This window comes from Polaromonas sp. P1_G2, from assembly GCF_056405515.1.
In genome coordinates this window covers 1-9,780 of the sequence record NZ_JBFUBY010000158.1, presented here as the reverse complement: position 1 = coordinate 9,780, position 9,780 = coordinate 1, and the positions used below count along the sequence as shown (strand labels likewise).

The following is a 9,780-nucleotide window of genomic DNA, read 5'->3' as shown; positions in this document are numbered from 1 at the left end:
ATGGGGCCCAGCGGCTCCTTGGAGATCAGCTCGGGCAGGATCAGGTGGTCGGCGGGAACCTTGGCTTCCTTGTTGCGCACCGAAGCCAGGCCCGAGGCGTCCGTCGTGTAAGCCTGGCAGCGGCCCGAGAAGTAGGCGGCGTTGACGGCCTCCTGCTTTTCAAACACCACGGGCTTCATGTTCAGGTTGTTGGCCTTGGAGAAATCGGTCAGGTTTTTTTCGGTCGTGGTGCCGGACTGCACGCAGACCGTGGCGTTCTTCAGCGACTTGGCGCTTTTGACTTTGCTCTTCACGGGAACCATGAAACCCTGGCCGTCGTAATAGGTGACGGCGGTCATGTGCAGGCCCAGCGACGCGTCGCGGGTCAACGAGAAGGTGGTGTTGCGCGAGAGCACGTCCACTTCGCCGGACTGCAGCGCGGTGAAGCGCTGCTGGGCGTTCAGGGGAACCCATTTGACCTTGCTGGCGTCGCCCAGCACGCTGGCGGCGATGGCCTTGCAGGTGTCCACGTCAAGACCGGTCCAGGCGCCGTTGCTGTCGGCGGAGGAAAAGCCCGCCAGGCCGACGTTCACGCCGCAGATGACCTGGCCGCGTGCCTTGATGGCATCCAGTGTCTTGCCGGCGTGGGCGGGCGCCATCGCAGCAAGGGTGAGGCCGGCGGCAGCCAGCGTGGCAAGGCCATGTTTTTTTGCGATTTTGATCACGGGATTCTCCAGTCAGTGAAACTTATGAGGTCCAGCACGATGCGTGCCAGCGCCGAAATGCTAACCCAAGCATTGCGTGCGCCAAGCGGATGTAAAGGCCTATTCGCTCGGGATAAACCCTTGCGAAAAATGCGTCATGAGCTTAACGGGGGGTTGATATGCACGCCAGGCATGGCGCATGGACACAAAGCGGAAGATTTCCCGTCCCGGCCGCCGCCTTGTGCTGGCCCGGCTGCCCCAAAACCGGGCACAACGGTCTTCTTTACGACCCGCCTGCGCTGCTGATACAGCCGCTGCCAGCTCAATCTCTGGCAAGTCCATTGGTACGAATCTTGCACTTTTCCTCTGCGAGAGCTGAGATTTATCGCCCCGGCTTTGCCGGGTTCTGAAGCGCTTGCCGCGGACTTCTTCCTGGAACTCCGAACCGCCCCCCGTTGGAGCCTGCGACCGTGCGAGTGCTTGTCACGTCTCAATGTGCGTTATGGAAGGTCAATAGCGATGGCTTTTCTTGAGGACTTGCGTGCGGCGCAGGAAGGCGTTCTGTCCCTGGGCTTCTGGGCGCTACAGGTATACAGGCTGGGGCATTTGCGCTACCGGTATCAGTCCAGGCTGGTGCGCTACCCGCTTGGCGCCCTGCATCTGGTACTGGCCAAGCTGGCTGAAATGTTTTGCGGCGTCACGATCGGGGTCTCGGCCCAGATCGGGAGACGCCTCGTCATAGAACATTCCGGCGCGATTGTGGTGCATGGCAAGGCCGTGATCGGGGACGACTGCATCATCCGCCAGGGCGTCACCATCGGCAACCAGCGCATGGACAGGCCGCTGGAAGCGCCGCACATCGGCAACCGTGTGAACATCGGCGCCGGCGCGAAGATCCTTGGGGCCATACGGATTGGGGATGACGTTGACATTGGCGCCAATGCGGTGGTGATCACGGACGTTCCCGTCGGCGCGCTTGCCGTGGGAGTGCCGGCCCGCATTATTTTGCGAGGTAAAAATGATGCAGCCCTCTGAAGCCACAGGTGCCCCATGCCGGGTGAGCATCGTCATCAAGGCCCTGAACGAAGAAAAGCGCATCGTCGCCGCAGTGGAGAGTGCGCTGACGGCCGTCCGGATGGTCGGTGGCGAGGTGGTGCTCGCCGATTCCTGCTCCAGCGACCGCACCGTGGCGTTGGCCTCTGCTTATCCCATCCGTATCGTGCAACTGGCACGCGCCGATGAGCGCTGCTGCGGCGTCGGCCCCCAGCTGGGTTACCAGCATTCGGTGGGCGAATTTGTTTACATCCTGGACGGCGACATGGAAATGCTGCCCGGTTTTTTGCCGGAGGCGCTGGCCTTCATGCAGGCGCACCCCGACGTGGCCGGCGTGGGAGGGCAAGTCGTTGAAATGAATACCAGCAGCCTGGAATATGTGGCGCGCGTGGAGCGGGGTTTGGGCCACATGCGGGCGGGCACGGTGGACCGGCTGGACATGGGCGGCCTGTACCGCAGGGCCGCGGTGGAGCAAGCCGGGTATTTTTCAGACCGCAATCTGCACAGCTATGAGGAGTTTGACCTGGCCATGCGCCTGCATGCCAGGGGCTGGAAATTGTGGCGCCTGGGCACCGATTCCGTGCGGCACCATGGCCACGATGCGCCTCCCTACCAGTTGCTGGTGCGCCGCTGGCGCAGCCGCTACATCTGCGGCCTGGGTGAAGTGCTGCGCGCGGCCTGGGGCGAATCGCACCTGGGGCTGGTGCTGACGCGGGTGCGCGAGTTGCGGCTGTATGTCGCCGTGCTGGGATGGTGGGCCGTGCTGTTCGCCGTTTTGGTGGCGCCCCTGCCGTGGACAGCGCGCGTCGCGGCCTTCTCTTGCATTGCGGCGGTACCCATCCTGTTGATGGCATGGCGAAAACGCAGCGCCACAAAAGCCGTGTTTTCGGTCGTGTCGTGGTGTTTTAACGCTGCCGGCCTGGTTCGCGGGCTGTTGACGCCGCAGCGCCCCGCCCGCGCGGCCATAGACAGCGTCGAGATCCGGAATACGCCTGGCGCGGTTTAAGCGGCCAAGGCGTACCGCGCGGGTTTCGGCCGCCGGCTTGCGAAGGCCTAAGCCGTTGCTGCGCAGACGCGCAGCACTTCGGCCCCGTAGGCCTCGAGCTTTTTGACGCCGATACCGCTGATGCCTTCGAGGTCGGCGACACCTTGCGGTGCGCGTTCCGCAATTGCGCGCAAGGTTGCGTCGTGGAAGATCACGAAGGCCGGCAGGTTGTGCTCGCGCGCGACTTCAGCGCGCCAGGCTTTGAGGCGCGCCAGGCGCTCGAGTGCGCCGGCGTTGAGCGCGGCTTCGGCCAGGCCCTTGACCGAGGTCTTGGTCACGCGCTTGCCGCGCCCGCCGGCCTTGGCGCCCGCCGCCTGCTCGCGCAGCACCACGCTGACCTCGCCCTTGAGCACCTGGCGCGCATCGGGCATCAGCTGCAGGGTGCTGAAGGCCTCGGCGTCCACGCGCACCATGTTGCGCGCGATCAGCTGGCGCAGCACGCCGCGCCATTGCGCCTCGGCCAGGTCCGCGCMTATGCCGAAGGTGCTGAGCTTGTCGTGCCCGTGCTGGGCCACTTTTTCGGTGGCCTTGCCGCGCAGGATGTCCATGATGTGGCCGGCGCCGAAGCTGATGCCGCTGGCCTGCTGCACGCGGTAGATGCAGCTGAGCATCTTGCGCGCCGCCTCGGTGGCGTCCCACACCGCCGGCGGGTTCAGGCAGTTGTCGCAGTTGCCGCAGGGCTGGCTGTCTTCGCCGAAGTAGCCGAGCAGGCTGACGCGGCGGCAACGTGTGTCCTCGGCCAAGGTCAGCAGCGCGTCGAGCTTGCCGCGCATCACCTGCTTGAAGTCTTCGCTGGCGGCCTCGCTGGTGTCTATCATGCGCCGCTGGTTCACCACGTCCTGCAGGCCGTAGACCATCCAGGCGTCGGCGCTCTGGCCGTCGCGGCCGGCGCGGCCGGTTTCCTGGTAGTAGCCCTCGATGTTCTTGGGCATGTCCAGGTGGGYGACGAAGCGCACGTCGGGCTTGTCGATGCCCATGCCGAAGGCGATGGTGGCGACCATGACGATGCCGTCCTCGCGCAGGAAGCGGTCCTGCCGTTGCTGGCGCAGCGTTGAATCGAGGCCCGCGTGGTAGGCCAGCGCCTTCAGGCCCGCGTCCTGCAGCATGCCGGCGATCTCTTCCACGCGCTTGCGCGACTGGCAGTAGACGATGCCGGCTTCGCCCTCGTGCTCGGTCTCGATGAAACGCAGCAGCTGGCGCGTCGGGTCGGTCTTTTCGACGATGGTGTAGCGGATGTTGGGCCGGTCGAAGCTGCTGACGAACTGGCGCGCGTCCTCCAGCTTGAGGCGTTCGATCATGTCCTGGCGCGTCAACGCGTCGGCCGTGGCCGTCAGCGCCATGCGCGGCACGTCGGGGAAGGTCTCGTGCAGCAGGCTTAGCGAGCGGTATTCGGGCCGGAAGTCGTGGCCCCACTGGCTCACGCAGTGGGCCTCGTCGATCGCGAACAGGCTCAGCAGCCCGCGCTCGTGCAGCGAGGCCAGCAAGCCCTTCATGCGCGGCGTGTTGATGCGCTCGGGCGCGGCGTACAGCAGCGTCAGTTCGTTACGCAGCAGCTGTTTTTCGAGCTGGCTGCTTTCGTCAAAGCTCTGCGTGGAATTGAGGAAAGCCGCCGACACGCCGGCCTCGTGCAGCGCGCCGACCTGGTCGTGCATCAGCGCGATCAGCGGCGAGATCACCACCGTCACGCCGTGGCCGGCCTGCTGCCGCACGATGGCCGGTATCTGGTAGCACAGCGACTTGCCGCCACCCGTGGGCATCAGCACCAGCGCGTCGCCGCCGCGCACCACGTGGTCCACGATGGCTTCCTGCGGGCCCCGGAAGCTGTCGTAACCGAACACCTCGGCCAGTACGTGCAAAGGGGTGGGAAGGGGGGAGACGGGGAGTGAGGACAAGGTTGGAATGAAATTGATGCGGTGAAGCCTGCTGCGCGGACGCCGGGAAAGCGAAGGCTACATCTGCTCCCAGGGCAGGCCGTCAAAGCGCCAGCCCGAGAGTGTGGAGCGCTGGAACTGCTCGTCGAGTTCGCCCTCGAAGCCGTGCACCACATGCTGCACGTCGGTGAAGCCGGCCGCCTCCAGCGCCTTGCCGGCATCCAGCGTGCGCTTGCCGGAGCGGCAGATCAGCAGCACCGGCTGCGCCTTGCCGGCGGCCTCGCGCGCCACGGCTTCGGCGAACTTCTGCGCGTCGGGCTGCAGGTCGGGGTACTCGTACCACGGCACATTGACCACGCCCGGCGGACGGCCGACATACAGCGACTCGATTTCCATGCGCACGTCCACAAACAGCGCATCGGGATGCGCCTGCAACCAGGACCAGGCTTCTTTGGGTTGAAAATTTTTCATGATCAGGGCAATACCCCTATTGTCGAGGAAAGTCCGACGCAAAACGGAGCCCACTTTAAAATGCTGGCATGAAGCCAATCATCTACACCCGCGGGCAGCAATTGCCGGCCATCCTGGAACAACGCATCGCCATCCTCGACGGCGCCATGGGCACCATGATCCAGCGCTTCAAATTGAACGAGGCCCAGTACCGCGGCGAGCGCTTCAAGGACTTCCACAAGGACGTCAAGGGCAACAACGAATTGCTGAGCCTCACGCGCCCCGACGTGATCCAGGACATCCACGAAGGCTACCTGGCCGCGGGCGCCGACATGATTGAAACCAACACCTTCGGCGCGACCACGGTGGCGCAGGGCGATTACGACATGGCCGAGCTGGCCGTCGAGATGAATTACGAATCGGCCCGCATCGCGCGCGCCGCCTGCGACAAGTTCTCCACGCCCGACAAGCCGCGCTTCGTGGTCGGCGCCCTGGGCCCCACGCCCAAGACGGCCAGCATCAGCCCCGACGTGAACGATCCCGGCGCGCGCAACACCAGCTTTGAAGAGCTGCGCAAGGCTTATTACGAACAGACCGAGGCGCTGGTCAAGGGCGGCAGCGACGTGCTGCTGGTCGAAACCATCTTCGACACGCTCAACGCCAAGGCGGCGCTTTTCGCCATCGACGAATACTTCGACAACTCCGGCGAGCGCCTGCCCCTGATCATCAGCGGCACCGTGACCGACGCCTCGGGCCGCATCCTGAGCGGGCAGACCGTGACGGCTTTCTGGCACAGCGTGCGCCATGCCGCGCCGCTGGCGATCGGCCTCAACTGCGCGCTGGGCGCCACCCTGATGCGCCCCTACATCCAGGAACTGGCCCGCGTGGCCGGCGACACCTTCATCAGCTGCTATCCCAATGCCGGCCTGCCCAATCCCATGAGCGACACCGGCTTTGACGAGACGCCCGACGTCACCTCGCGCCTGCTGCGCGAGTTCGCCGATGAAGGCCTGGTCAACATCGTGGGCGGCTGCTGCGGCACCACGCCTGACCACATCGGCGCGATTGCCCACGCCGTGGYCCCCGTGGCCGCGCGCTCGCTGCAGCGCGGCGGCTTCTACAAGGAAGCCGCCTGAGGGTGAGGGGCCTTCCCGGCCTCCTTATCTCTTGCTTTCCACCCCGGCCGTTACAAAGTATCCAGACGGGATCCACCCCGGCGCGTCACATTTAGCGGCTATAGTCAGGCCCGTTTGTCAGGCTTGGTTTTCACCATCCGGCGCTGCGCCCCGCAGCCTGCCCGTGGCCGGACACAACACAACATCACAACTAAGGAAATCATGAACGTGCGTTCATTCATCAAGATCGCCGCGGCATTCGCCGTGGCCACGGCCGCCCTGGGGGCCCATGCGCAGCTGGCGCCGCAAAAACCGGTCACCATCATCGTCCCGTACCCGGCCGGCGGCCCGCTGGACAATGCTGCGCGCATCCTGGCCGAGAAGCTGCGCCCCCTGCTCAAGACCGAAGTGACGGTCGACAACCGGCCCGGTTCCGGCGGCAACGTGGGCGCCGCGATGGTCGCCAAGGCGCCGGCCGACGGCCATACGCTGGTGATGGGCGCGGTGGCCACCCACGCCATCAACCCCTGGCTCTACCCCAACATGCCTTACGACGCGCTGAAGGACTTCACTCCCATCACGCTGGTGGCTCGTGTGCCCAATGTGCTGGTCATGAACGCCGAGACGGCGAAACGCCTGAACATCAAGGACACCAAGGACCTGATCGCCTATGCGCGCAAGAACCCCGGCCGGCTGAACTACGCCTCCGGCGGCAACGGCAGCGCCGGCCACCTCGCGGGCGAGCTGTTCAAAAGCCTGGCCAAGATCAGCGTGGTGCACCTGCCTTCCAGCGGCTCGGCCCAGGCGCAGACCGGCCTGCTGTCCGGCCAGACCGACCTGATGTTCGACAACCTGGCCTCGGCCAGCGCCAACATCAAGTCGGGCAAGCTGGTGGCCTTCGGCGTGACCACCATCAACCGCTCCAGCAGCTTCACCGAGATCCCCACCATCAACGATGTGCTGCCCGGCTTCCACATCAGCACCTGGTTCGGCATCTTCGGCCCGGCCAACCTGCCCAAAGCCACGACCGACCAGCTGCAAAAAGCCTTCGCCGCCGCGCTCAACACGCCCGACACGGCCGRAAAATTTGCACGCATGAGCGCCACGCCCAGCCCCATGACCTCGGCGGACTTCGCCTACATGGTCATGAAAGAGCACGCCGATTACGGCCGCCTCATCAAGGTTGCCAAGATCAAACTCGATTAAGTAGCACTCCGTTCCCCGGGGCATTCGCACCGGGGGATGGCGCAACAGGGCGTTCAGCCGGTAAAATACCGGCAACCCAAGGAGCGTTGCAGCGGACCCCAGCGTCCGTCAGGCTTGGGTTACAGGCCGCCCTCTCGGCACGCCTGCGGCAACGACGCTCACCTTGGCCTTAAGGTGAGTCCGTGTCTGAAACCGAAAATTCCGTCTTCGTCCCCCCCATGAAGCTGTCCGGCCTGGAGCCGGTCAACATCGGCGCGGGCACCCTGTTCGTCAACATCGGCGAGCGCACCAACGTCACCGGCTCCAAGGCCTTTGCCCGCATGATCCTGAACGGTGAATACGAGCAGGCCCTGGCGGTCGCCCGCCAGCAGGTTGAAAACGGCGCGCAGATCATCGACATCAACATGGACGAGGCCATGCTGGACAGTCAGGCCGCCATGGTGCGTTTCCTGAACCTGATCGCCAGCGAACCCGACATCGCCCGCGTGCCCATCATGATCGACAGCTCCAAGTGGAGCGTCATCGAGGCCGGCCTGCGTTGCATCCAGGGCAAGGGCATCGTCAACTCGATCTCGATGAAGGAGGGCCTGGAGCCCTTCAAGCAGCAGGCCAAACTGCTCAAGCGCTACGGCGCGGCGGCCGTGGTCATGGCCTTCGATGAAAAAGGCCAGGCCGACACCTACGAGCGCAAGGTCGAGATCTGCGAACGCGCTTACCGCGTGCTGGTCGACGAGCTCGGCTTCCCCCCCGAGGACATCATTTTCGATCCCAACATCTTCGCGATCGCCACCGGTATCGAGGAGCACAACAACTACGCGGTCGACTTCATCAACGCCACGCGCTGGATCAAGCAGAACCTGCCCGGCGCCAAGGTTTCCGGCGGCGTGTCCAACGTGTCCTTCAGCTTCCGCGGCAACGACCCGGTGCGCGAAGCCATCCACACCGTGTACCTGTACCACGCGATCCAGGCCGGCATGGACATGGGCATCGTCAACGCCGGCATGGTCGGCGTGTATGACGACCTGGATCCGGTGCTGCGCGAACGCGTCGAGGACGTGGTGCTCAACCGTGCGCCCGTCTACAAACCGGGCGAGCCCGAACTCACGCCCAGCGAGCGTCTGATCGAAGTGGCCGAAACCGCGAAAAGCGGCGCCAAGGACGACAGCAAGAAAAACGAATGGCGCGCCCTGCCGGTGCGCCAGCGGCTGTCGCACGCGCTGGTCCACGGCATGAACGAGCACATCGTGACAGACACCGAGGAGGTGTACCGCGAGATTCTGGCCGAAGGCGGCCGCCCGCTGCACGTCATCGAAGGSCCGCTGATGGMCGGCATGAACRTCGTCGGCGACCTGTTCGGCCAGGGCAAGATGTTCCTGCCCCAGGTGGTCAAAAGCGCCCGCGTGATGAAGCAGGCCGTGGCGCACCTGCTGCCTTACATCGAGGCCGAAAAGCTGCTGCTCGAAGCCGCCGGCGGCGACGTCAAGACCAAAGGCAAGATCATCATCGCCACAGTCAAGGGCGACGTGCACGACATCGGCAAGAACATCGTGACGGTGGTCCTGCAGTGCAACAACTTCGAGGTCGTGAACATGGGCGTGATGGTGCCCTGCCATGAGATCCTGGCGCGCGCCAAGGTCGAGGGCGCCGACATCGTCGGGCTGTCCGGCCTGATCACGCCCAGCCTGGAAGAAATGCAGTACGTGGCCGCCGAGATGCAGAAGGACGAGCATTTCCGCATCAAGAAGATCCCGCTGTTGATAGGCGGCGCCACCACCAGCCGTGTGCATACGGCCGTCAAGATTTCGCCGCACTACGAAGGCCCGGTGGTGTATGTGCCCGACGCCTCGCGCAGCGTGAGCGTGGCGCAAAGCCTGCTGTCCGACCAGGCCGCCAAATACATCGAAGACCTGTATACCGACTACGACAAGGTGCGCACCCAGCACGCCAACAAAAAACAGGTGCCGATGTGGCCGCTGGCCAAGGCGCGCGCCAATGCCACGCCCATGGACTGGGCCGGCTACACACCGCCCGTGCCCAAGTTCACCGGCCGGCGCATGTTCAAGAACTTCGACCTGGCCGAACTCGCGCAGTACATCGACTGGGGCCCTTTCTTCCAGACCTGGGACCTGGCCGGCCCGTTTCCGGCCATCCTCAAGGATGAGGTGGTGGGCACGGAAGCCGTGCGCGTTTATGCCGACGCGCAGCGCATGCTCAAGCGCCTGATCGAGGGCCGCTGGCTCACCGCCAGCGGCGTGATGGCGCTGTACCCGGCCAACAGCGTGGGCGACGACATCGAGATCTACACCGACGAGACGCGCAGCGAAGTCGCCATGACCTGGTACGGCCTGCGCCAGCAG

Annotated in this window: 8 protein-coding genes and 1 riboswitch; of the genes, 5 read left to right on the top strand and 3 right to left on the bottom strand. The window is 64.8% G+C overall.

The window, feature by feature from the left end:
• Window positions 1–638 (bottom strand): amino acid ABC transporter substrate-binding protein (locus AC1D0P_RS16230; protein WP_477677691.1); only part of this gene is annotated, 638 nt, incomplete at its 3' end.
• A gap of 564 nt (window positions 639–1,202) precedes the next feature.
• On the opposite strand from AC1D0P_RS16230, the gene AC1D0P_RS16225 reads away from it, so the two are divergent.
• The gene (locus AC1D0P_RS16225) at window positions 1,203–1,718 is read left to right on the top strand and encodes a serine O-acetyltransferase (protein ID WP_477677689.1); all 516 of its coding nucleotides are present in this window, start codon (window positions 1,203–1,205) and stop codon (window positions 1,716–1,718) included.
• A gap of 22 nt (window positions 1,719–1,740) precedes the next feature.
• A complete protein-coding gene (locus AC1D0P_RS16220) occupies window positions 1,741–2,742 on the top strand; it encodes a glycosyltransferase family 2 protein (RefSeq protein WP_477677688.1) in 1,002 nt (333 codons plus the stop codon).
• Between the two features lie 47 nt (window positions 2,743–2,789).
• Here AC1D0P_RS16220 and recQ read toward each other — a convergent pair whose 3' ends face one another.
• Both recQ and AC1D0P_RS16210 read right to left on the bottom strand, forming a co-directional pair.
• Entirely contained in the window at window positions 2,790–4,673 is a 1,884-nt protein-coding gene (gene recQ / locus AC1D0P_RS16215; protein WP_477677687.1) for a DNA helicase RecQ, read from the bottom strand.
• 57 nt (window positions 4,674–4,730) lie between these two features.
• A complete protein-coding gene (locus tag AC1D0P_RS16210; protein ID WP_436155697.1) occupies window positions 4,731–5,123 on the bottom strand; it encodes a rhodanese-like domain-containing protein in 393 nt (130 codons plus the stop codon).
• 68 nt (window positions 5,124–5,191) lie between these two features.
• Between AC1D0P_RS16210 and AC1D0P_RS16205 the strand changes: the two genes are divergently transcribed.
• From AC1D0P_RS16205 to AC1D0P_RS16195, 3 genes are all read left to right on the top strand, one after another.
• Window positions 5,192–6,238, top strand: coding sequence for a homocysteine S-methyltransferase family protein (locus AC1D0P_RS16205; protein ID WP_477677686.1), 1,047 nt, complete (start codon window positions 5,192–5,194; stop codon window positions 6,236–6,238).
• A gap of 201 nt (window positions 6,239–6,439) precedes the next feature.
• Window positions 6,440–7,423 (top strand): Bug family tripartite tricarboxylate transporter substrate binding protein, encoded by a 984-nt coding sequence (locus AC1D0P_RS16200; protein ID WP_477677685.1) that lies wholly within the window; start codon window positions 6,440–6,442, stop codon window positions 7,421–7,423.
• Between the two features lie 72 nt (window positions 7,424–7,495).
• Window positions 7,496–7,590: riboswitch (S-adenosyl-L-homocysteine riboswitch) on the top strand.
• A 51-nt stretch (window positions 7,591–7,641) separates the two neighbouring features.
• The coding region (locus tag AC1D0P_RS16195; RefSeq protein WP_477677690.1) for a dihydropteroate synthase at window positions 7,642–9,780 on the top strand (2,139 nt) is incomplete at its 3' end.

Excerpts from the sequence above, each read along its gene's own strand:
- AC1D0P_RS16210 (WP_436155697.1), bottom strand. The coding sequence starts at position 5,123 with ATGAAAAATTTTCAACCCAAAGAAGCCTGGTCCTGGTTGCAGGCGCAT.
- AC1D0P_RS16225 (WP_477677689.1), top strand. The coding sequence starts at position 1,203 with ATGGCTTTTCTTGAGGACTTGCGTGCGGCGCAGGAAGGCGTTCTGTCC.